This window comes from Hafnia paralvei, assembly GCF_020150375.1.
In the GTDB taxonomy this organism is placed as follows: Bacteria; Pseudomonadota; Gammaproteobacteria; order Enterobacterales; family Enterobacteriaceae; genus Hafnia; species Hafnia paralvei.
In genome coordinates this window covers 3,727,074-3,751,317 of the sequence record NZ_CP083737.1, presented here as the reverse complement: position 1 = coordinate 3,751,317, position 24,244 = coordinate 3,727,074, and the positions used below count along the sequence as shown (strand labels likewise).

The following is a 24,244-nucleotide window of genomic DNA, read 5'->3' as shown; positions in this document are numbered from 1 at the left end:
GTTGATGTTTAGCTGTGAGCGTTAGAAAAACGAATCATCGTCGTTGTTATTGTCGCTATCGTCGTCGCTACCAAAGCCTGAATCGAAGAACCCGCTGTCCTGTCCATTTTGATTAGACGTATCATCCTGCCAATCAGCATTCTGCAAGTCTGGCTGAGTGTTATCAGGTTGCGCATTATCCGCTTGAGTGAGATCGGGCTGGGCTGAATCGGGTTGAACCATGTTGTTGTCTTCAACCACGTTCACAATCTCTTCTGGCTGGCTGTTGCGGAACATACCTGTCAGCATATCGGCAATCACAACGCCCCCAGCGACACCCGCCGCAGTTTGTAACGCCCCGCTTAAGAAACCGCTGCGACGAGACGGTGCCGCAGCATAGCCATTATTGGCATAGCCGCTGTTAGCAGAATTGTTGTTAGCATAATTGTTGTTAGCATAATTGCTGTTAGCGTAGTTTGCCGCACCAGGAATGGGTTGGCTGCCGCTGTTTGGAGCCGATGTTGGTCGAGTCTCGCTGCCGCCGCCAAACAAACCTGCCAGAAAACCACCGCTGCTTTGACGCGGCTGACTTTGCAATTGAGTCACCTGCTGCTGTAGCGCATTCACTTGATCGTTCAGGCGCTTAATCGCCGCTTCTTGTACCAGCATTGCCTGAGCCATGTAATAGGGCGCCGCAGGCTGTTTAGCGATACATTCCTGAATCAAACGTTCTGCCTCGGCATCCCGAGGCCCACTGCCTGCTTCCGCCTGCTGGATTCGGGAGAAAAGATCGGAAATAACGCGTTGCTCTACGGATTGTTGCTCTGACATAGGAACCTCAACAAATACTTTTGCCAAAAATGGCGATAAAACCCAATCATCTTGAGATTAATGTAATGGCGATACATCAAAGATCAATATGAGTTAACGCTTTGTCACAAAGGCAGAGGTTTCTATACAGACAGCCCATAAAGGGATAATGCTGTTCACTTAAGAGATACAGGGGGGGTTACGGAACACATCCATGTGTTTCCCCCTAAAATCAGGCTCACGTGAATGGCATTACCATAAACGAGGGCTGCTGGTGGGGCGCATTACTTGGCGATTTCTTGCACCAGCGGCAGTAAAATTTTCACGCTGTCACGAGTGCGAGCTTTGATTCGTCCCGGCAAATTCTTGTCCAGATACTGAAGGTTGTCATACTGCGGCTGATGCCAACTGGTTCCTGCAGGGAATTGCGCTGTTTTATTCGTTTGTTGATAACCCTCTTTTTTGCTCAAAGATCCATTGCTGGCTTCAACGGTCAACACGGGAATTTTGGCTGCATCAAACGGCATTTGAGCAGAGCAACAGCCGTTACCCTGCGGATAATGCTCGCTATGACCATTATTGATCGCGGCGTGAATACCGAGGCGTTTTGCCAGCTTAAGCGCACGATCGCGGGTTTTTTCGGCCACGGCTTTCGGCGTGTTGACGCCGCTGTGGAAATAGAGCTTATCACCGGTAATTAACGAATCGAGGTTTATCACCAACAGGGTATTGGCTTTGTCGGTTTGGCTCATTCTGCTCAGATAATTTTCTGCCCCCTTGTTACCCAACTCCTCTGCGCTGAGTGCGAGAAAGCGGACGGTGGCCTTGGTTTTTACATTACGCAACCGCTCGGCAAGTTCCAGCATTACGCCAACGCCTGAGGCATTGTCATCCACGCCCTGTAGCGTTAAACCGCCCAGATTATGGTTCACATCGTCATCGCTCAGCGGCGTATAGGTATCCAAATGTGCGACGATTAAAACTTGTTTGTCTGTTGTCCCTGGTTTTACCGCAATGACGGAGGTGGCATTAACATTATGCCAATCTTTTTTGCCTTCGTTTGAGGTGTAAATGTATCGGGTTTTGAAATCTCTTAAATCACTTTGATAGCCCATCGTTTGGAAGCGTTGATTGACGTAATCGGCCATCATCAGCTCTGCTGGACTACCCGCCATACGGCCGGGGAAATAGGTGGCAATATGGCGTACTTCTTGTTCGGCAATTTTGCCAACGGGCTGATGAGTGACGCCTGCGGCTGAAACCGTAAAGCTACTGCTCAGGCATAAGGCGGCACACACCAGTTTAAGGGAACGGCAGGAAAACATGGGTAAAGCGTCCTTAGATCTGCTGAGAGCTTGAAAGGCGATCAACAGAGTAATAATCAGGGTGATAAATCAGTGTAGGTAGTATGAAGTCTCTACTGTTATTAAACAATTTCTAGCGTTCTTAAAATTTAAGGAAATGTTTTATTGTTTAATCTTGCGCTATCTAGCCTGCCTGCATATTTCTTTCGGTTATTTCAAATACCTTTTCGTCATTTCATTTGCGTTAAGCTGACGTCTTATAGTGCCTCTATTCTTCGCCCTTGACGTTACAGCTGCGTTCACCCACCGCAATGCCGGACAGAGTTTTACGGCCGCTTTCGACAGGCTGCTTTGCTGTAACATCAATGGCTTGGGAAAAGAGTCCGAGGCGCCAGCGTGGCCTTCGGGAGAATTTCTGGCTTAAGGATCGTCCATGGATAACCAACGACTGACTCACTTACGGCAACTCGAAGCGGAGAGTATTCATATTATTCGCGAAGTGGCTGCAGAGTTTTCCAACCCTGTCATGATGTACTCCATCGGCAAAGATTCTTCGGTGATGTTGCATTTGGCGCGTAAAGCATTTCATCCCGGCACGCTGCCGTTCCCTTTGTTGCATGTTGATACTGGCTGGAAATTCCGTGAAATGTACGAATTTCGTGACCGTACCGCAAAAGCCTATGGCTGCGAACTTCTGGTACACAAAAACCCCGAAGGGGTTGCCATGGGCATCAGCCCGTTCGTGCATGGCAGCGCCAAGCACACCGATATTATGAAAACCGAAGGGCTGAAACAGGCGCTAAATAAATATGGTTTTGATGCCGCCTTTGGCGGTGCCCGTCGTGATGAAGAAAAATCTCGCGCCAAAGAGCGGATCTACTCATTCCGCGATCGCTTTCATCGCTGGGACCCGAAAAATCAACGTCCTGAGCTATGGCATAACTACAACGGACAGGTAAATAAAGGGGAGAGCATCCGCGTATTCCCGCTTTCCAACTGGACCGAACTCGATATCTGGCAATACATCTATTTAGAGAATATCGATATTGTTCCGCTTTATTTGGCTAAGCCACGCCCCGTACTTGAGCGTGATGGCATGCTAATGATGGTGGATGACGATCGTATCGATCTGCAACCGGGTGAAGTGATTAAACAGAGAATGGTGCGATTCAGAACGCTAGGCTGCTGGCCACTCACCGGAGCGGTAGAGTCTCAGGCACAAACGCTACCGGAAATTATCGAAGAAATGCTGATCTCAACCACCAGCGAACGTCAGGGCAGGATGATCGACCGCGATCAGTCTGGGTCGATGGAGCTGAAAAAGCGCCAAGGTTATTTTTAAGGATTCGCTTGAAGAAATTAGCTGAGGAGCTAGCGTCATGAGCCAGATTATCAACCATTCGATTGCTGACCAAATCGCTGAGCAAGGCGGTGTGGAAGCCTATTTACAACTGCAACAAGATAAAAGCCTGCTGCGTTTTCTCACCTGCGGTAGCGTAGATGACGGAAAAAGTACGCTGATTGGCCGTTTGTTGCACGATACACGTCAAATTTACGAAGATCAGCTGACTACGCTACACAGTGATAGTAAACGTATCGGTACGCAGGGGGAAAAGCTCGATCTGGCTCTGCTGGTCGATGGTCTACAGGCTGAGCGCGAGCAGGGGATAACGATTGATGTTGCCTACCGCTATTTCTCAACCGAAAAACGCAAATTTATCATCGCCGATACCCCTGGGCATGAGCAATATACGCGTAATATGGCCACCGGCGCGTCTACCTGTGATTTGGCCATTTTGTTGATCGATGCACGTAAAGGTGTGTTGGATCAAACGCGTCGTCACAGCTTTATTGCCACGCTGCTCGGTATTCGCCATTTGGTCGTCGCCGTGAATAAAATGGATTTGCGCGATTATCAACAGGATGTCTTTGAGCAAATTAAACAGGATTACCTGAGTTTTGCAGAGCAACTACCCGCTGATTTAGAGATCAAGTTTGTTCCGCTATCGGCGCTTGATGGGGATAACGTGGCGTCGCAAAGCACGGCGATGGGCTGGTATCACGGACCCACACTGCTGGAGATCTTGGAGTCTGTAGACGTTGTGCATGATGCTGAAACGCAGCCGCTACGTTTTCCGGTGCAATATGTTAATCGACCGAATCTGGATTTCCGTGGCTACGCGGGTACGTTATCGGCCGGCGTTATCAGCGTCGGGCAGGCCGTCAAAGTGTTACCGTCTGGCGTATCTTCGCACGTTGCTCGCATTGTGACCTTTGATGGTGACTTGCAGAAAGCCGTTCCCGGTGAGGCTATCACTTTAGTTTTAGAAGACGAAATCGACATCAGCCGTGGCGATCTTATCGTCGCGGCGGAGGAGTCGATTCCTGCCGCACAGGGTGCCAGTGTGGACGTGGTGTGGATGTCTGAGCAACCATTGAGTCAAGGACAAAGCTTTGACATCAAGTTGGGCGGTAAGAAAACCCGAGCGCGTATCGAAAGAATTCACTATCAGGTTGAGATCAACACACTGACACAGCGAGCGGTTGAATCACTCCCGCTTAACGGCATTGGTTTGGTCGAGCTGACCTTTGATGAGCCTTTGGTGATTGACAGCTATGCACAAAATCATGACACCGGCAGCTTCATCTTTATCGACCGTCTAACTAACGTCACCGTTGGCGCAGGTCTTATCCGTGAAGCAATGACTCAACAACCGCTAGAAAGCGACGCTTACAGTGCGTTTGAACTTGAGCTCAATGCCTTGGTCCGGCGTCATTTTCCTCACTGGGGAGCACGTGATTTGCTGGGCGGTAAATAATGCGAAAGGATGTTTGAGTGACTGATATCAATTTATTACAACAGGCTACTGAAAGTAACGCTGCCAACCCTGATATCGTCTGGCATGAGCATGCAGTGAAGCGTGAAGATCGCGAAAAACTGCATGGTCATCAAGGGGCGGTTCTGTGGTTCACCGGACTCTCTGGTTCGGGCAAATCGTCGATTGCCGGTGCTTTGGAACAGGCTCTGCACCAGATAGGGGTAAGTACCTACTTATTAGACGGGGATAATGTGCGTCATGGTCTGTCGCGCGATCTGGGTTTTAGTGACGGCGACCGCGTTGAGAATATTCGTCGCGTCGGTGAGGTGGCTAAGCTAATGCAGGATGCGGGATTGATAGTGCTCTCCGCATTTATTTCCCCCCATCGCCATGAACGCCAATTAGTGCGTGAACTCTTGCCAGAGGGCCGCTTTATTGAGGTGTTTGTGGATACGCCGCTAGCGGTGTGTGAGCAACGCGATCCCAAGGGACTCTACAAAAAAGCGCGCGCCGGTGAGATTAAAAATTTCACTGGAATCAGCTCGGCTTATGAAGCACCCGAGCTGCCTGAGGTTCATTTAAATGGCGAACAATTAGTAACAAATTTGGTCGCACAAATGTTAGACGTTTTACGCCATAACGCTATTATCAAACCCTAGTTATTGTTGCTTGGAATTCATTCTTAGAGTGAATGCAACGATTTTTCAGGGTTGATATATGCTGATAAACGCCGCCAACATTCCCGCTGACAAGAAAACGTCATTGGATAAAGAAGAGCCTTCGTACGCCTTTGCTGGTGGTGTCTTGGGCTTTTCGTTCTATTGGTTAGCTTTTGTTCTGCCATTTATCGTCTACGGCATGAATACGCCTTTCTTCTTGCTCTATACTTGGCCGTTTTTTTTAGCGCTGATGCCGATTTCTGTGTTATTGGGCATTGGCATTAATAAGCTGGTTTCAGGTCGACTGCTTATCAGCGTGCCGCTGTGTGCCGTGCTCGTTGTGATGCTGTTTTGGCAAACCTTTTCTTTATTGACCGGTTGGTGATTTCGCCGTTTAGACTCTTTACACTTCAAATTGCCCGCGCGTTGACGATGATGTTGGTTCACCTAAACCTACAGGCACGCCTTGGGCGCTCACTTGCCGCATGACTTAGCGTTAAGAGTCAGCGCGGATCAAACTATTTTTATTCTATTGTTCAATCTTCCCGCGGCTCTGCCGATAACCCAGAGATATTATAAAAATATATCTTTGGGGAAAGATGTTATGGCAAATGTATCAATCACAATGGCCGTTCCTGCGGCGGGGAAATCACCGGCGCTCACTGGCAGTGGTGAAAGCGTTGGCAGCGGTAGCGGCAAAACCGTGGGCGCCAGCACTGCCGGCGGCGGTTCAGAACGTATTCAACAGCTCACCAAACAAATCCAAGAGCTACAGCAACAGCTGCGCGATTTAGCCAACTCAGGTGGGTCACCCGAGGAAATTAAAAAGCAGCAAGAGCTGATTCAGGCTCAAATTAAAGCGCTTCAGGCAGAGATTGCACGTATTCGTCAGCAAGAAATGGAGCAGACCCAGCAAAATCAATTAGATAAAGTAGGTAAAACCGGTGATGGGGTAAACCGTCCAACCGATGAAAACCAGATCGATGTCTATATTTAATGGACTGATTTGCTCGTTATTCTCTAATGGAATAGTGCCGTTCACTTAATCCTGATGTTGGGGGGAAGTACACCGATAGAGCCTCAGCGGTGTGCCAGCCCCCTGTTTCTCGCTTTCTGAAATGTGCACATTACTCTGAGGACGGTCGACTTCTTGAGCCGCTGGCTCAATGGTGATACTACGATTCACGGTTTTACATAACTTTTCCGCAACCTCTAGCCCGCTCGATTTCTTTCCTATGCTATTATGCGCAACTTGCCTTCCCGCTGATGCCCTGTATCTTGCAAATTGCAGGTGTGATGGGGAATAAATATTCGATATTGTCGTGGTGATAGATGACGAACTATCTGCATTTTCCTAGTTTTGACCCAGTGATTTTCTCCATCGGACCGGTCTCTTTACATTGGTATGGCCTGATGTATTTGGTGGGCTTTGTCTTTGCCATGTGGCTGGCAGTGCGCCGTGCTAACAAGCCGGGAAGCGGCTGGACCAAAGATGAAGTTGAAAATCTGCTGTATGTCGGTTTTTTGGGGGTCTTCCTCGGTGGCCGTATCGGCTATGTCCTGTTTTATAATTTCCCCCTATTTCTTGAAAATCCACTTTACCTATTCAAAGTCTGGGATGGCGGGATGTCATTCCATGGCGGCCTGATTGGGGTCATCGTGGTGATGTTAGTGTTTGCGTACCGCACCAAACGTAACTTCTTCCAAGTGTCTGATTTTATTGCTCCATTAATTCCTTTTGGTTTGGGGGCAGGTCGTTTAGGGAACTTTATCAACGGCGAACTGTGGGGACGAGTGACTACGGATACACCGTGGGCGATGTTATTCCCAAGCTCACGTAGCGAAGATATTCCTTTGGCGGCAAGTAATCCGCAGTGGCAAGAGATTTTAAACCAGTATGGTGTGCTGCCTCGGCACCCGTCCCAGCTGTATGAACTGCTGCTGGAAGGTGTGGTTCTGTTTATTATTTTGAACCTGTTTATTCGTAAACCGCGCCCAATGGGCAGCGTTTCTGGATTATTCCTGATTGGCTACGGTGCGTTTCGTATCATCGTGGAATTCTTCCGCCAGCCTGACGCTCAACTCGGACTGTTCGATGGCGTCATTAGTATGGGGCAGATCCTTTCCATCCCAATGATTATTGCGGGTGTGATCATGATGATTTGGGCCTATCGCCGCCAGCCGCAGCAAAAAACTCTTTAAGCAACGCCGAAAGCCTGTGGCAGAAAAACTGCTGCAGGAGTCAACAGTACAAACGTCGTGAGGTGACATGAAACAGTATCTGGATTTAATGAAAAAAGTGCTCGCAGAGGGAACACAAAAAGCCGACCGCACAGGAACCGGCACTGTGTCTATTTTTGGGCATCAGATGCGTTTCAACCTGCAAGAAGGCTTCCCGCTGGTCACCACTAAACGTTGTCATTTACGTTCCATCATTCATGAGTTGTTGTGGTTCCTGAATGGCGATACCAATACGGCCTATCTGCGTGAAAATAACGTCACCATTTGGGATGAATGGGCAGATGAAAACGGCGACCTTGGCCCTGTTTACGGCAAACAGTGGCGGGCTTGGGGCGCAGCCGATGGCCGCCAGATCGACCAAATCAGCAAGGTGATGGAACAGTTAAAACAGGATCCTGATTCACGCCGCATTATTGTTTCGGCGTGGAACGTGGGCGAGCTAGACCAAATGGCGTTGGCACCTTGCCATGCGTTCTTCCAGTTCTATGTTGCTGACGGCAAACTGTCCTGTCAGCTCTATCAGCGTTCCTGTGACGTATTCCTTGGCTTGCCGTTCAATATTGCTAGCTATGCGTTGTTAGTGCATATGATGGCACAGCAGTTGGATCTCGACGTGGGTGACTTTGTTTGGACTGGCGGTGATACCCACCTGTACAGCAATCATATGGAACAAACTCAGCTCCAGCTAAGCCGTGAGCCTCGAGCGTTGCCTAAGTTAGTGATTAAGCGCAAACCTGAATCCATCTTCGACTACCGTTTCGAAGATTTCGAGATTGAAGGTTACGATCCGCACCCCGGAATCAAAGCGCCGGTCGCGATATAATTTCATCTATCCGTTCAATAAAGCGCCAGCCACCGAGCTGGCGTTTTTTTACCTTCTTTATCTTCGCTTGTCCTCTCCTTTTTCATACTTCCAGACGACGTTGAGCGGTGTTTCGCAAATCTTCGTGCAAATTACATCTGTAGCTCAAATCGTCTGCGGCGGGTATTCCTGAAGTTGAGCGCTGTGCTTTTCTTTCTTATCTGGATCGTTAGGGTATGCCTATCGGTCAGTACAAAGGAAAAGACAATGGAATGGTCACGTATGAGCGGCTTTACTTTGCTGGAAATGATGGTGGTTATGTTGCTGGTATCCAGTATGGCGGCGTATGGCTTACATGGATTCAAACAACAACGGATGGCGTTACAGCTTGAACAGACTAGTCTGCAACTATTGGCATTTTTACAGCAGATTCAGCAACGCGCTTTTGCCGAAAACGGCACGGCTCAAATTGTGGTTGATGCTTCGCAACGAAGCGTGAGTGTTCAAAATACCGCACGGCGTTTTACCCCCTCCACGCCAGATATTGCTATCGCATCCCAAATGAGCAAAAGCGCAGGATTTTACGGCATACGAAATAATGCGATGGCTGGGCATATCGAATTGAGCAGTGAAGCGGGAACGGTAAGCGCCATTTGGTCGGCTCAAGGACGTCTACGTTTGTGTGCTCAACCTAAACGCCTGCTGGGGATCCCATCATGCAGCTAAACCCTCAGAAGGGTATGGCGCTTCCCGATGTGCTGGTGACTTTGTTGCTCTCAAGCATCGTGCTGCTATCAACCAGCCAAATATTGGTCATGCTACGCGCTGGCAATATTAAAGCTCAGCGTTGGCAGCAGATACAGGAATCCATCGCTCAGCTTTTAGATCGTATAGATAAAGACCTCACTCGATCAGGATTTTGCGCTCAAGGATGTTCAGTCCCTCAGCCAATGATTGCCAGCACTGGCGGGGAGTCCGCAAATTCGTGTTTGATCGTGTTCTACGATCTAGATACCAACGGAAGAATCGATCTCTCTTCTGCGGCTACTGCAGATTCATTCGGTTACCGCTTACGCAATGGCGCTTTGGAAACGGCAAGAGGCATCCAGCAATGTTCGGGAAATGGTTGGGACAAAATCACGGATGAAAAAGAGATTAAGGTTTCGCTTTTCAACGTGGCTCCGCTTTATCGTGGGTATGAGGTGCAGCTCGCGCTACAGCGGATAAAGCCGCCTTTTACTGCCGTACAGCAAACGCGATATATACTGCCAGAGAATGGGCGAATGGTTGAAAAATGAACTTATCTAGCAGCCATGAAAATAATCAGTCAGGCAGCATGCTACTACCCTCGGTGCTTATGATGTTGAGCTTGTCACTCTTGATCGTCAGTGCGCAGCAGGGGCGTATAGAGCATCAGGTACAAACTCTCGCCTACCAACGGCAGCTAATGACAGTACGTCAACAGGTTGAATCAACGCTAAGTCAGGTAATCGCGACCCATGAATGGCCCAAACCACGAGTGGATAGCTGCCAGCGTTTTTCATCCGTGACGGTATGTTTTAAATCCATCACCGCCGAGCTCGGCATTGTGTGTGCGGTCATACAGACAAAAACCTATGCGGCACAAATCAGGCGATTTAGCTATGTAAACTCGCGGGTGACGCCACAGGGCACGACGCGTTTGCTACGACTTTCTACCGGGTGGCTCGATTATTCTCCGCTAGGATTTGAAAGTCTATGTTAGCCACGACAGAGCAGAAGACTCATAGCCAGTCTGGTTTTGGGCTGATTGAAGTGATGGTGAGTATTCTATTAGTCTCGGTTGGGTTTCTGGGGTTACTCAACTATCAACAATGGATGGCGCGATCGCAAGTTAGGCTATGGCAGCAGCAACAGGCATGGCAAAGGAGTGAACAGGCGATAACGCTGTATCGGATGGGGGCATCCAATGCTGAAATACCCGCGCGGCTCGCTTTGCCCAATACGTGGTCGATAGTCGTCACGGCGCGGTCGCAGTTTGAATGCGAAACCATTTCAGCCAGCATTCGAGCACCGTTGAATATTCAGGCTCAGCTTGAAAGAACAATCTGCAGTCAGTTGATGGAGTAAGTCGCGGTTGTTATTCCCTGAGCTGACGTGAAAGGCTAAAGTGTATACCCCGTCATACTTCAAGCTGTATGTGCATTGCCTGTATTGTTGGAGAACGCATGTTTACTGTTTATCACTCGAACCAATTGGATTTGCTCAAACAGCTGATCGCGGCGCTGATTGAAGGACAACCTTTGCAGAATCCTTTTGAGCAGGAAGTGATTTTGGTACAAAGTCCCGGTATGGCGCAGTGGCTCCAAATGGAGTTGGCGAAACAGTTTGGTATTGCTGCCAATATCGAATTCCCTCTGCCGGCGACATTCATCTGGAATTTGTTTACACAGGTCATGCCTGGCATTCCCAAAGAGAGTGCCTTCAGTAAAGACGCCATGACGTGGAAACTGATGTGGCTATTGCCGAAAATGCTGGAGCAAGAAGCGTTTTTGCCGCTGGCGCGTTATCTCTCTGACGATGAGGATCGCCGCAAACATTTCCAGCTTGCGGCGCGTGTCGCTGACCTTTACGACCAGTACTTAGTGTACCGTCCTGAGTGGCTACAGATTTGGGAGCGCGGTGAGTATGTCGACGGTCTGGATGAGTCGCAGCAATGGCAGGCTCCACTGTGGGTGGCGTTGAAAGAATATACCGCCGAGCTCAAACAGCCTGAATGGCACCGCGCTAATTTGTACGAAAAGTTTATACAAACCTTAGAGCAGGCAACAGCGTGTCCACAAGGGCTGCCTAAACGTGTTTTCATTTGTGGGATTGCCGCGCTTCCACCGATTTATCTAAATGCTTTAAAGGCATTAGGTAAGCATATTGATGTGCACCTGATGTTTACTAACCCATGTCGCTATTATTGGGGTGATATTCAAGACTATGCATTTCTTGCCAAGCTACAGAGCCGGAAACGTCGTCACCATATTCAACGTCAACAGGAAATTAGCCTCTTCCGCGATCCTCAGAGCGCGTCTGAACTATTTAAACCAGACGGTGAACAAGACCTCAGTAACCCACTGCTTGCGTCTTGGGGAAAGCTAGGGCGCGATCATATGTATCTGTTGGCGCAGCGCGAGCCGCAGGAAGTACATGCCTTTGTCGATTTAACGGAAGATACACTTCTGACGCGCATTCAACGCGATTTGCTTGAGCTGGAAGACCACAGCCAGATAGTCGACAGCCCAGAGCGCCTAAACAGCAGCAGTGGAAAACGGTTGTTAGAGCGGGGAGATCGCAGTATTAGCGTAAACCTTTGCCACAGCCCTCAGCGTGAAGTTGAAGTTTTACATGACAGACTGCTGGATTTATTTGCGGAAGATCCTTCTCTGACTCCGCGCGATGTCATTGTGATGGTTGCTGACATCGACAGCTATACGCCATTTATTCAGGCCGTGTTTGGTAATGCGCCGCGTGAGCGCTATCTGCCTTTTGCCATTTCTGACCGCAGTGCGCGTCAGGCACATCCAGTAATACAGGCTTTCTTGACGTTGCTTGAGCTACCTAACAGCCGCTTTACCTCTGAGCATGTTTTAACGTTGCTGGAAGTACCTGCTCTGGCCGCACATTTTGGCATTAGCGAAGAGGGATTGCGTCGTTTACGCCATTGGGTTGATGAGTCTGGGATCCGCTGGGGGCTAGACGATGACAATGTGCGTGCGCTGGATCTGCCCGCGACGGGGCAACATACGTGGCAGTTTGGCTTAACCCGCATGTTGCTCGGTTATGCAATGGATAGTCGCTGTGGCGATTGGAATGGGGTGCTACCTTATGATGAATCCAGCGGGCTTATTGCTGAGTTAGCTGGTCAACTGGCTGATTTATTGATGAGGCTCAGCGAGTGGCGGACGCGGCTTCGCGGTGAATATCGTGTTCAGGAGTGGCAGCCACTATGCCGTGAAATCCTTAACGAATTCTTTGAGCAAGATAGCGAAACCGAGGCGGTTCAAGCTCTCATTGAGCAGCAATGGTTAAAGGTGATTGGTTATGGCATTAGCGCGGAATATCCCCAGGCGATACCTATCTCAATTTTGCGCGATGAATTGACATCACGCTTAGACAATGAGCGAATTAGCCAACGTTTTTTGGCTGGGCCGATAAACTTCTGCACTCTTATGCCAATGCGCTCCATTCCCTTCAAAGTGGTGTGCCTGCTAGGCATGAATGATGGCATTTATCCGCGCACTATTGCGCCATTAGGTTTCGATCTGATGGCGAATAAAGTACAACGCGGCGATAGAAGCCGCCGAGACGACGACCGCTATCTGTTTCTTGAAGCGCTGCTGTCAGCACAAGAGCGTCTTTATATCAGCTACATAGGACGCTCTATACAGGATAATGCGCCGCGTTACCCGTCGGTATTGGTCAGTGAGCTGATGGAATATATTGCTCAAAGCCACCATTTACCGGGAGACGAGACGCTGGACGTCGATAGCAGCGCGAAGCGAGTAATGGAATATTTGCAAATTCAGCACCCGCGAGTGCCTTTTGCCTCGGAAAACTATGCCGTGGGAAGTGAAAGCCAAAGTTATGCGTCTGAGTGGTTGCCTGCCGCTCGGCGTAGCGGTGAGGCACATCAGGAGTTTGCTTTAGCGTTGCCGCTAGAAGAGTTTTCGACGATTACGCTAGATGAGCTGATTCGTTTTTACCGTCATCCGGTGCGCGCCTTTTTCCAGATGCGCCTTGGCGTCAACTTCGTTTTAGAAGAAACCGAGCTACCGGATGAAGAACCTTTCACGCTGGATAATCTCAGCCGCTATCAGCTCAATAGTCAGCTCTTGAATCAGTTGATTGATGGCGATGAGGCTGAGACGTTGTTCCGCCGTTTTCGCTCTGCGGGTGGCTTGCCGTACGGTGCCTTTGGTGAACTCTATTGGGAAAAACAGCAGGAAGAAATGTCGGAGGTTGCCGCAAAGGTAAGAGAGCATCGCCAAGCGGGGCACAGCATTGAGATTGATTATATGCTGGGGGGCGTTCGGTTAACCGGTTGGTTACAGCAGGTACAAGATAACGGCTTGGTACGTTGGCGGCCAGCAATCCTTGGGGCGGTAGATGGTATGGCTTTGTGGATTGAGCATTTGTTTTATTGCTTTAGCGGTGGTGAAGGTGAGAGTCGGTGTTTTGGTCGCCAAAACTCGGCGTGGCATTTTGCGCCTTTATCACCCAAAGACGCTGAAAAAGCGCTATTACCACTGATTGAAGGTTATCGCCAAGGTCGCAGTTGTCCTCTTTTACTGCTGCCTAAAACCGGTTGGGCGTGGCTGAGCGCCTGCTTTGATAAGGATTCCGGAATGGTCGATTGGGATGAGCAAACCCAATCGAAGGCACAAATGAAACTATTGTTGGCATGGCAGGGTGACCAGCGTGTTATAGGCGAGGGCTCTGATCCTTACATCCAGCGAGTAATGCGCACTATGGATGAGAAAAAAATGCGCGAGGTTCAGCAATGGGCGGAGCAGTATTATTTGCCGATCGCGCGGAATAATCTGGATTGATGGTGGTCAAACTCAGGTGTTTTTGTCAGACCGAATTTGCGTGAGCGCTTAGTCTGTCTTAACGTGATGTCTATTCGCTGCTGAGACGGTGTATCAATGGCATTATTTTTCGGCTTTTTGGGGTAAAAGATGGTTAGATTATTCATGCGCAGGCAGTTTTCATTCCTGACGGTAATGGTATTACTGTTGATAAGCACATCGCTTTTATGGTCAACGGCGAGCACGGCCAAGGCTGATCCTGCCGGATGGGAAGCATTGGCTGAGAAAATCGATAAGAGCGCCAGCGATCCGCGTTTATATGAGGCGATCAAGCTAGATAATGGAATGAAGGTGATTTTGGTATCAGATAAAGATGCACCTAAATCGCTTGCGGCATTAGCGCTGCCGGTAGGTTCACTGGAAGACCCTAACTCACAGCTCGGTTTGGCTCATTACCTCGAGCATATGGTGTTGATGGGCTCGAAACGCTACCCGCAGGCCGATAACCTTTCCGAATTCCTGAAAAAGCATGGCGGTAGCCATAATGCCAGTACGGCCTCCTATCGTACGGCGTTCTATCTTGAGGTCGAAAATGATGCGCTGTCGCCAGCCGTTGATCGACTTGCGGATGCCATTGCTGAACCCTTACTTGATCCAGTAAATGCCGATCGTGAGCGTAATGCCGTCAATGCCGAATTAACCATGGCGCGTTCACGCGACGGTATGCGTATGGCTCAGGTTTCAGCCGAAACGTTAAATCCGGCTCATCCGAGTGCGCGTTTTTCTGGTGGTAACTTAGAAACACTGAGCGATAAACCAAACAGCAAGCTACACCAAGAGTTACTGTCGTTTTATCATCGCTACTATTCCGCTAATTTGATGGTCGGCGTTATTTACAGTAACCAGCCACTCTCTAGTCTCGCCAAGCTCGCGGTCACTTCTTTTGGTCGTATACCTAATCGTGATGCAAGTGTGCCACCGATTACGGTGCCAGTGGTTACGCCGGAACAGCAAGGAATTATTATCCACTACGTACCGGCTCAGCCACGCAAGATGCTGAAAATTGAATATCGTATTGAAAACAATAGCGCTGCGTTTCGTAGTAAAACCGATACGTATATTGCTTACCTCATTGGTAATCGTAGCAAGAATACGTTGTCTGATTGGCTGCAAAAGCAGGGATTGGCAGAGTCTATTGGTGCAGGTGCCGATCCGATGGTCGATCGCAATGGTGGCGTTTTCTCTATTAGCGTTTCGCTCACCGACAAAGGTTCAGCTGAGCGTGACCGCGTTATTGCTGCTGTATATGACTATTTAAAACTGCTGCGTGAACAGGGTGTGAAGCAAAGCTACTTTGATGAAATTGCGCATGTACTCGATCTGGATTTCCGCTATCCGTCGATTACCCGTGACATGGATTACATCGAATGGTTGGTGGATAACATGCTGCGAGTGCCAGTGCAAAATGTGCTGGACTCGTCATATCTAGCGGATAAGTATGATCCGCAGGCGATCACTGCCCGTCTGAGTAGTATGACGCCAGAGAATGCTCGTATCTGGTTTATCAGTCCTGATGAGCCACATAACAAAACGGCTTATTTCGTTGATGCTCCGTATCAGGTCGATCGCATCACGGCGAAACAGTTTGCTGATTGGAATAATTTAGAGCAGCGTATTTCGCTGTCATTACCCGCGTTAAACCCTTACATTCCTGACGATTTTTCACTTATCAAACCGGTTTCTCCAACGCTGACAAAACCAGAGATCGTGCTCGATCAACCGGGATTGCGTGCTCTGTATATGCCGAGTCGTTATTTTGCCGATGAGCCAAAAGCGAATATTACACTTTCCCTGCGTAACAAAGTGGGGAGCGACGGCGCCAAAGAGCAGGTCATGTTTGCGCTGACGGATTATCTCGCCGGCATTGAGCTAGATCAGTTGGCCTATCAGGCCTCAATCGGTGGTATTGGTTTTTCGACGACCTATAACGATGGACTAACCATCAGCGCTAGCGGGTTTACGCAGCGTCTGCCACAGTTGCTGACCACCTTGGTTGAAGGCTATGCCAATTTTGATGCCACCGAGGAGCATCTGGAGCAGGCGAAGTCTTGGTATCGTGAACGGTTAGATTCTGCCGAAAAAGCCAAGGCGTTTGAGCAGGCGATGCAGCCGATTCAGGCATTATCTAACGTTCCTTACACCGAGCGCAGTGAGCGACGTGCACTGTTGGATAAAATTACACTTAGTGATATTAAAAACTACCGTAGCCAGCTCATTGAGGGTGCTACGCCGGAGCTGCTGGTGGTGGGCAATATGACCGCCATTCAGGTGAAAGCTTTGGCGCAAAATATTCGTACCCAGCTTAAATGCGGCGGAACACTCTGGTGGCACGGTCAGGATGTGGTTATTGAGCATAAACAGCTTGCCAACCTACAGCGGGCAGGGAGCAGTACCGATTCCGCGCTGGGGGCGGTTTATATTCCAACCGGTTACGATGAAGTGCAGGGAATGGCGCACAGCAATCTGTTGAGTCAGATCATTCAACCGTGGTTCTACGATCAGTTACGGACTAAAGAGCAGTTGGGGTATGCGGTGTTTGCCTTCCCATCCTCAATCGGTAATCAATGGGGGATCGGTTTCTTGCTACAAAGCAATAATCAGGCTCCAGCGTATCTGTATAACCGCTATCTCGATTTTTATGCTCAGGCAGATAAGCGCTTGAAATCGTTAAAAGAGGCGGACTTCAATCAGTACAAGCTCGCGCTAGTGAATCAGCTACGGCAGCGTCCGCAGACGTTGGATGAAGAGGCTGGACGCTTCACCAATGATTTTGATCGTGGCAACTTTGAGTTCAATACGCGCGAAAAGTTAATCAAACAAATTGACGTGCTTAACCGTGAGAACATCGTGACGTTCTATCGTCAGGCGGTGATTAAACCCCAGGGAATGGCGCTGCTATCACAGGTACTCGGCGGTCATGCGAAGGGGCACTATGCCGCACCAAAAGGTTGGAAGACCTATGCAGATGCCTCCACGCTGCAGCAAACTCTGCCTGTTAAGGTTGCGCCGTAATGACTCAAGCCCAAACGTTAGATGCTCTGGCGTTGCCGCTTATTGGGGAGCGTCTCATTGAGGCCTCAGCCGGTACTGGCAAAACGTTTACTATCGCTGCGCTGTATCTGCGTTTGCTGTTAGGACTTGGAGGCGAGAATGCTTTCCCTCGCCCCTTGTCTGTTGAAGAAATTCTGGTAGTAACTTTTACCGAAGCCGCTACTGAAGAGCTGCGTGGGCGTATTCGTAGCAATATTCACGAATTACGCTTGGCCTGTGTGCGTGGCAGTAGTACGAATCCCTTGTTGTCTGACTTACTCGATTTGATTGATGACAAGGAAGATGCTGTCAGCCAGTTATTGGCAGCCGAGCGTCAAATGGACGAAGCGGCGATTTATACCATCCACGGTTTTTGCCAGCGGATGCTCAGTAACAATGCGTTTGAATCAGGGATCTTGTTCCAGCAAACGCTAGTGCAAGATGAACTGCCGCTGCGTCGACAGGCATGTGCCGACTTCTGGCGTCGCCATTGTTACCCGCTGCCGCTGAGTATTGCTACAGCTATCAGCCAAGAGTGGAGCGGTCCTGAACAGCTATTGGCTGATTTGCAGCCTTACCTGCACGGTGAGTTACCCATGTTGCGGCAGGCTATCGCTGACGATGAAACGTTGACTCAGCGCCATCAGCAAATCATTGAACGCATTGATGCCGTAAAAGCACATTGGCGTGAGGTCGCAGGCGAGATCGAAAGCCTGATTGTGGATTCTGGCGTGGATAAGCGCAGCTATAGCAGTCGCTTTTTGCCCAAATGGCTAACCACCGTCGGCGATTGGGCTACATCGGAAACGCGGGACTATCAGCTTCCTGATGAACTCAAACGTTTTGGACAAAACCTCCTGTTGGAGAAAACCAAGAAAGGGACGCCTCCGCAGCATGCGTTATTTGTTGCGATTGACCAACTGCTTGCAGAGCCGCTATCGCTGCGCGATTTATTGTTGTCTCGAGCGTTAAGCGAAGTGCGTACTAGCGTCCAGCAAGAGAAACGCCAGCATGCACAGCTCGGCTTTGATGACCTTCTGAGTCGTCTTTCACAGGCGTTAAATCAGTCTGGTGGTGATGTGTTAGCTCAGGCGATTAGGCAGCGTTACCCCGTTGCCATGATTGATGAATTCCAAGATACCGATCCACAGCAATACGGCATTTTTCAGGCGATATATTTACAACCTCAGAGTGACAAACAATCGGACTCAGCCCTGTTGTTGATAGGCGATCCTAAACAGGCTATTTATGCTTTCCGTGGTGCCGATATCTTTACTTATATGTACGCGCGTAGCGAAGTGAAGCATCACTATACGTTAGGAACAAACTGGCGCTCATCACCTGGAATGGTGTCGGCGGTCAATCAGGTTTTCTCTGCGGTTGAATCACCTTTTCTTTTTGCCGATATTCCCTTTTTACCGGTGTCCGCAGCCAAGAAAAATCAGGCTTTGCGTTTTGAAATAGCCGGCGATATTCAAAAAGCGATGCATATATGGCTGCAACCGGGGGAAGGCTGCGGCACAGTGGAATACCAACAGTCTCTGGCGGCGCAGTGTGCGGCGCAAATTCGTGATTGGTTAACGGCAGGCCAGCAGGGAAAAGCGCTGCTTTACACTGACAAGAAGGATTCACTGGGGCGTGAAATAGCTAAGCCGGTTGAGGCATCAGATATCACGATTCTGGTGCGTAGCCGTGCAGAAGCCGCATTGGTTCGAGATGCGCTAAGCGCGCTGGCAATACCCTCTGTTTATCTCTCCAACCGAGACAACGTTTTTCAAACCCCAGAAGCTCGCGATCTGCTTTGGTTATTACAGGCGGTTCTGGCTCCAGAGCAAGAGCGTCTGTTACGCAGCGCTTTGGCGACCAGTCTGATGGGGCTGAATTCACAGCAGCTCAATGAGCTTAATCAGGATGAGCGTCTATGGGATGCGCTGGTGGATGAGTTTGACACTTACCGCCAACAGTGGCAAAAGCAGGGCGTATTGCCGATGCTACGTGAGATTATGGGGCGGAGGCATCTGGCTGAGAACCTTCTAGCGAGCGAGGGGGGAGAGCGTCGTTTAACCGATGTGCTGCATATTGGGGAACTGTTGCAGGAGGCGTCGCTGACTTTGGATAGCGAGCCAGCACTTCTGCGTTGGTTGGCTCAGCAAATCGATAGCCCTGAGGTTCAATCTGAAAACCAGCAACTACGTTTGGAAAGCGATCGCCATTTGGTTCAGGTGGTGACGATTCATAAGTCGAAAGGATTAGAATTTCCTATTGTTTGGCTGCCATTTATCGGCAGTTATCGGTTGCAAAAACAGCCGCTTTATCATGACCGAGACAGTTTCAATGCGGTTCTCGATCTCAACTATAGTGACGATGCGGTTAAGTTGGCAGAAGAGGAGCGCCTTGCAGAGGATCTCCGCTTGCTTTACGTTGCGCTTACGCGCTCGGTTTATCACTGTAGCCTCGGGCTTGCACCGCTGTTTTTAGGCGGGCGCAAGAAGCAAGGGGAAACCGATGTCCACAACAGCGCTATCGGACACTTGCTACAAAAAGGCGAGCCCGGCGACGCAGCAATGCTATTAGCATGTCTTGAGCGCTTACAGAACGACGATATTCTGGTCACCACGGTTGAGGCTCAAGATGGCTCTCCGTGGGTAGCGACGGCGCAAGAAGCACAAGAACTGCAGGCTAAACTTTTCACTCGCAAGATGCAGGATGATTGGCGAGTCACCAGCTATTCAGGCTTACAGCAGCACGGTAGTTCCCAATTTTTGGATTTGTTACCCAAACTCGATGTGGATGCGGTAGGGGAGTCAGAGGTAGAAAGTATACCTGCACTCACACCGCATACTTTCCCTAAAGGCGCCGCTCCAGGGACGTTTTTACATAGTCTATTAGAGCCGATGGATTTCACTCAGCCCCGTGATATCACAGGATTGACTGAGCAGGTGACGCAACAGGGGCTGAATACTGAGTGGGTTCCTGTGTTAGATAGCTGGCTGGACGCTATTCTTCGCGCCCCATTAGCAGAGAGTGGGCCGTGTTTAGCGCAGCTTGCGCCAAGCCAAGTGCAGGCCGAGCTACAATTTTATTTGCCGATTGAACAGTTGGTACGTAGCGCTGAACTAGACGCTTTAATTAAGCGTTACGATCCACTTTCGGCACAGTGTGCGCCACTAGATTTTCGACAGGTGCGCGGCATGTTGAAAGGCTTTATCGATTTGGTCTTCTTCTGGCAAGGGCGTTTCTACGTGCTGGATTATAAGTCCAATTGGTTAGGCGAGGATGCGAGTGCTTATACACAAGAGGCGATGGTCGCCGCTATGGCTGAGCATCGCTACGATTTCCAATATCAGCTCTATTCATTAGCATTGCACCGTTATCTGCGTCATCGTTTGCCAAACTACCAATATGAACAACATTTCGGCGGCGTTTTTTATTGCTTCCTACGTGGTATGACGCCAGCTCAACCTGGGCAAGGCATTTTCCATTGCCGTCCTGATGCGGCGCTGATAGAAGGCATGGACAGGCTGTTTGGCTATATTCCGGAGGGTGAAGCACAATGATTTTTGATCTTCTTCAGCGGATGGGAGAGCAAAACCAGCTTCGTTCTCTGGATGTTCAGTTTGCTCGCCTAATGGCTAGCCAAGGGCAGCCACATCTGGCTTTAGCCGCGGCATTGGTGAGTCAGGAAGTTGCTTCTGGACATGTTTGCTTGCCTTTGAACCAGCTTAGAATAGATGCGCTAGTGGCACAGTTCCCAGACTTTACCGATGATCTGAAAACGTTGTTTGGCGATATAGATGAGATGCACTGGCAGGCATTATTGCTGGCAGAACCAGAGGTCAGCGATGGAGGCTATGCGGCTCCGTTGATTTTGCAAAATCAACGTTTGTACCTACAGCGCTTGTGGCAGGATGAAGGCGTCGTGGCGCAGTTTTTTGCCGCTTCAGATTTGCCACCCGACGAGAGTGTATCAACGCTACCGCCGATTTTATCCCAGCTTTTTCCGTCGACAAATCCCGCCGATGAGATCAATTGGCAGCAGGTGGCCGCCGCCGTTGCGGCTACTCGTAGAGTGTCAGTTATTTCAGGGGGCCCAGGCACGGGGAAAACCACGACGGTGGCGAAGCTGCTTACCGCGCTGATCCGCTTGCATCCACGCCAGAAGCTACGTATTCAACTGGCTGCGCCGACGGGAAAGGCGGCTGCACGGTTAACCGAATCCTTAGGCGCGGCTATTGAAGCGCTGAACTTGACCCCGAACGAGCGTGAATCTATCCCACAAGAGGCTTATACGCTGCATCGCCTGCTGGGCGCTCAACCTAATAGCATTCGTCTGCGTTATCATCGTGATAATCCGCTGCATTTAGATGTGTTGGTGGTGGATGAGGCCTCCATGGTTGATTTGCCGATGATGTCGAAGCTTATCGCCGCGCTGCCATATGGCGCGCGCTTGATTTTATTAGGTGACCGCGATCAGTTGGCTTCAGTTGAAGCGGGGGCAGTATTAGGCGATTTGTGTCGTTTTGCCGAGTTTGGTTTTCGCCCTGCGCGTGCTCAAGAACTCTCTACGTTGTGCCAGAGCGTAATTCCTGAAGGCGCTGAGGCACCGGATATCGCCGTTCGTGACAGTATTTGCCTGTTGAGAAAGAGCTATCGTTTTGATGCCAATTCTGGCATTGGCCAGTTGGCGACGGCGGTGAATTTAGGTGATACCGCACGCGCGCGCCGTTGTTTTGATGGACAGTTTTCTGACATTGCGTGGATACCGATGACCAAGGATGAGGATTACTCTACGCTTATCCAAACCTGCGTTGACGGTTATCGCTCGACGCTGCAATTAGTCGCGAATATGGCCGATGCCGCTGACGTTCTCGCCAGTTTTTCGCGCTTCCGATTGCTGTGTGCGCTACGCGAAGGGCCTTTTGGTCAGACGGGACTCAATGAACGTATCGAGTTGGCGTTAGCTAAGGCCAAACTTATTCATAAGCCGACGCAGGCACACCAGCGTTGGTATAGCGGAAGACCCGTTATGGTCACGCGCAACGATAGTTCTCTTGGGTTGTTTAACGGCGATATTGGTATTGCGCTTGCCGATTCGGCGGGGAATATCCGCGTGTACTTCCAATTACCCGATGGTTCAATCAAATCCGTTCAGCCTAGCCGCTTGCCGCAAACGGAAACGGCCTATGCGATGACGGTGCATAAATCACAGGGCTCTGAATTCGAACACACGCTATTGGCGCTGCCCGCTGATTTTTCACCGATAGTCACCCGTGAGCTGCTCTATACCGCGATAACGCGTGCCAAGCAGCAACTGACGTTGTTCAGCAGGGATAAAATTTTGCTGACGGCGATCCGTACGCCGACGCTGCGTCGAAGCGGTTTAATGGAGCGAATGATGCAGCCCGCTTGATTAGCGGACCGCATGGAGTGTTTTAGGATAGATCGGCGAGCAAGATCTTAGAGCGGCGCTGGTAGTTGTAGAGTTCTTGCTTTTGTAGTGGCAAAACATCAACTTCGGCAGGCGTAAAGCCTCGTTCCTGAAACCAATGAATGCTGCGGGTGGTCAGCACAAAGAGTTTCTCCAGTCCCATCTGCCGTGCCTGCGCTGCGACGCGTTTAAGTAGCGCTTCGCCTCGCGATGAACTGCGATAGTCAGGATGAACGGCGACACATGCCATTTCACCAATACGTTCTTCTGGGAAGGGATAGAGTGCAGCGCAGGCAATGGTGAGATTGTCTCGTTCAATGATCGTGAACTGATCGATTTCACGCTCTAACTGCTCGCGCGAGCGGCGTACCAAAATGCCTTGCTGCTCAAGCGGGCGGATGAGTTCTAAAATGCCACCGATATCGTTGATATTAGCACGGCGAATTTGCTCTGCGCTTTCCATGACGATCTGTGTGCCGATGCCGTCACGCGAGAACAGCTCTTGCACTAAAGCGCCATCTTCCTGATAACTAATCAGATGACTGCGACCGACTCCGCTACGGCAGGCTTTAACCGCACCGCGCAGAAAACGGACGGTGCCGGAGTTATAATCGCCAGACGCTTCCAGTTTTTCGATGCGTGTTTGCGCTTCGTTAGGCAGCAATTCTGACATGATGCTGCCATCTTCGTCGATCACGCCCTGAGAAGAGCAAAAGCCAATGAGCTTTTCCGCTTTCAGCTTTATGGCGAGCTGAGTGGCGACCTCTTCTGAGGTCAGGTTGAAGCTTTCGCCGGTAACTGAAACGGCTACGGGCCCCATTAACACGATGGCACCGTTGTCGAGTTGACGATGGATAGCTTCTTCATCGATCCGGCGAATACGCCCGCTGTGGCAATAGTCTACGCCATCATCCACGCCAAGCGGCTGAGCAATAATGAAGTTTCCGCTGACCACATTGATATGGGCGCCTTGCAGTGGCGTGTTGTTGAGACTCATCGACAGACGCGCTGTAATATCCAGTTGCAACTGACCTGCTGCCTGTTTAACCAGTTCCAACGTTCGCGAATCTGTCACTCGAGTGTGTTTGTGATAAACAGGCTCATGATGGTGTTCATTCAGATTGCTATCGATCTGCGGGCGAGCGCCATACACAACCACGAGCCGGATACCCAAGCTGTGCAATAGCCCAATATCATTAACGATATTGGCAAAGTTTTCATGCTCAATCGCCTCTCCACCTAGCATGATGACGAATGTCTTGCCGCGATGAGTATTGATATAGGGTACTGAGTGACGAAAACCCTGAACCAGTTCGGTGCTGCGCTCCTTCATGAAACCCTCTGAATTTTTATTCGCTAAAACTGTATTTTTATTCTTTATTGCGAATAAAGGCAAGTGTGAATTTTATGTAAATTCAAGTGATGAACGAGATTACCGTCGTCATCTGTAAAACTCCGTTAAGCATTTTCTAATGACAGTTCCCCTCTGATTCGATAAAGTTTTGCCCTAAAATTTGTGCGGGAGCGTTCTACTCCGCTGTTTTTGGCTATTTT

The 24,244-nt window shown here is 49.8% G+C and carries 18 protein-coding genes; 15 read left to right on the top strand and 3 right to left on the bottom strand.

Features of this window, described 5'->3' with window-relative positions:
- Positions 1-21 precede the first annotated feature (21 nt).
- Together K9N75_RS17570 and K9N75_RS17565 are read right to left on the bottom strand one after the other, a co-directional pair.
- Positions 22-810 (bottom strand): DUF2076 domain-containing protein, encoded by a 789-nt coding sequence (locus K9N75_RS17570; RefSeq protein WP_224451950.1) that lies wholly within the window; start codon positions 808-810, stop codon positions 22-24.
- A 263-nt stretch (positions 811-1,073) separates the two neighbouring features.
- Positions 1,074-2,114 carry an aminopeptidase gene (locus tag K9N75_RS17565; protein WP_064572919.1) on the bottom strand — a complete coding sequence of 347 codons (1,041 nt, stop codon included), beginning with the start codon at positions 2,112-2,114 and terminating at the stop codon, positions 1,074-1,076.
- Between the two features lie 412 nt (positions 2,115-2,526).
- On the opposite strand from K9N75_RS17565, the gene cysD reads away from it, so the two are divergent.
- The 15 genes from cysD to recD all read left to right on the top strand — a co-directional run bounded on the left by cysD (position 2,527) and on the right by recD (position 22,672).
- Positions 2,527-3,435: a sulfate adenylyltransferase subunit CysD gene (gene cysD / locus K9N75_RS17560; protein ID WP_130974673.1), complete on the top strand. Its 909-nt coding sequence runs from the start codon at positions 2,527-2,529 to the stop codon at positions 3,433-3,435.
- Between the two features lie 37 nt (positions 3,436-3,472).
- Positions 3,473-4,912, top strand: coding sequence for a sulfate adenylyltransferase subunit CysN (cysN, locus tag K9N75_RS17555; protein ID WP_224451949.1), 1,440 nt, complete (start codon positions 3,473-3,475; stop codon positions 4,910-4,912).
- A gap of 17 nt (positions 4,913-4,929) precedes the next feature.
- Positions 4,930-5,571, top strand: a complete 642-nt coding sequence (cysC, locus tag K9N75_RS17550) for an adenylyl-sulfate kinase (protein ID WP_224451948.1) — start codon at positions 4,930-4,932, stop codon at positions 5,569-5,571.
- Positions 5,572-5,632: 61 nt separating this feature from the next.
- Positions 5,633-5,956, top strand: a complete 324-nt coding sequence (locus K9N75_RS17545; protein WP_373368230.1) for a DUF3561 family protein — start codon at positions 5,633-5,635, stop codon at positions 5,954-5,956.
- Between the two features lie 219 nt (positions 5,957-6,175).
- The gene (locus K9N75_RS17540) at positions 6,176-6,568 is read left to right on the top strand and encodes a FlxA-like family protein (protein ID WP_224451947.1); all 393 of its coding nucleotides are present in this window, start codon (positions 6,176-6,178) and stop codon (positions 6,566-6,568) included.
- A gap of 335 nt (positions 6,569-6,903) precedes the next feature.
- Complete coding sequence (gene lgt, locus K9N75_RS17535) at positions 6,904-7,773, top strand: prolipoprotein diacylglyceryl transferase (protein ID WP_008814545.1); 870 nt, start codon at positions 6,904-6,906, stop codon at positions 7,771-7,773.
- 67 nt (positions 7,774-7,840) lie between these two features.
- The gene (gene thyA / locus K9N75_RS17530) at positions 7,841-8,635 is read left to right on the top strand and encodes a thymidylate synthase (protein ID WP_008814544.1); all 795 of its coding nucleotides are present in this window, start codon (positions 7,841-7,843) and stop codon (positions 8,633-8,635) included.
- Positions 8,636-8,881: 246 nt separating this feature from the next.
- Positions 8,882-9,340: a prepilin-type N-terminal cleavage/methylation domain-containing protein gene (locus K9N75_RS17525; protein ID WP_008814543.1), complete on the top strand. Its 459-nt coding sequence runs from the start codon at positions 8,882-8,884 to the stop codon at positions 9,338-9,340.
- On the top strand, positions 9,331-9,912 hold the full coding sequence (locus tag K9N75_RS17520; RefSeq protein ID WP_039190080.1) for a prepilin peptidase-dependent protein: 582 nt from the start codon (positions 9,331-9,333) through the stop codon (positions 9,910-9,912). The genes K9N75_RS17525 and K9N75_RS17520 overlap by 10 nt, the downstream gene beginning before the upstream one ends.
- Positions 9,909-10,358 carry a DUF2509 family protein gene (locus K9N75_RS17515; RefSeq protein ID WP_039190076.1) on the top strand — a complete coding sequence of 150 codons (450 nt, stop codon included), beginning with the start codon at positions 9,909-9,911 and terminating at the stop codon, positions 10,356-10,358. The genes K9N75_RS17520 and K9N75_RS17515 overlap by 4 nt, the downstream gene beginning before the upstream one ends.
- Positions 10,352-10,723 carry a type IV pilus modification PilV family protein gene (locus K9N75_RS17510; RefSeq protein ID WP_130974674.1) on the top strand — a complete coding sequence of 124 codons (372 nt, stop codon included), beginning with the start codon at positions 10,352-10,354 and terminating at the stop codon, positions 10,721-10,723. Before K9N75_RS17515 ends, K9N75_RS17510 begins: the two co-directional genes overlap by 7 nt.
- Positions 10,724-10,821: 98 nt before the next feature.
- Positions 10,822-14,193, top strand: coding sequence for an exodeoxyribonuclease V subunit gamma (recC, locus tag K9N75_RS17505; protein ID WP_224451946.1), 3,372 nt, complete (start codon positions 10,822-10,824; stop codon positions 14,191-14,193).
- Positions 14,194-14,337: 144 nt separating this feature from the next.
- Positions 14,338-17,244: a pitrilysin gene (gene ptrA / locus K9N75_RS17500; RefSeq protein ID WP_375374065.1), complete on the top strand. Its 2,907-nt coding sequence runs from the start codon at positions 14,338-14,340 to the stop codon at positions 17,242-17,244.
- A complete protein-coding gene (recB, locus tag K9N75_RS17495; protein ID WP_114444373.1) occupies positions 17,244-20,819 on the top strand; it encodes an exodeoxyribonuclease V subunit beta in 3,576 nt (1,191 codons plus the stop codon). The genes ptrA and recB overlap by 1 nt, the downstream gene beginning before the upstream one ends.
- Positions 20,816-22,672, top strand: a complete 1,857-nt coding sequence (recD, locus tag K9N75_RS17490) for an exodeoxyribonuclease V subunit alpha (RefSeq protein WP_130961657.1) — start codon at positions 20,816-20,818, stop codon at positions 22,670-22,672. The genes recB and recD overlap by 4 nt, the downstream gene beginning before the upstream one ends.
- Positions 22,673-22,694: 22 nt before the next feature.
- Here the strand turns inward: recD and argA are convergent, their stop codons facing one another.
- The gene (gene argA / locus K9N75_RS17485; protein ID WP_008814535.1) at positions 22,695-24,023 is read right to left on the bottom strand and encodes an amino-acid N-acetyltransferase; all 1,329 of its coding nucleotides are present in this window, start codon (positions 24,021-24,023) and stop codon (positions 22,695-22,697) included.
- Between the last annotated feature and the right edge of the window lie 221 nt (positions 24,024-24,244).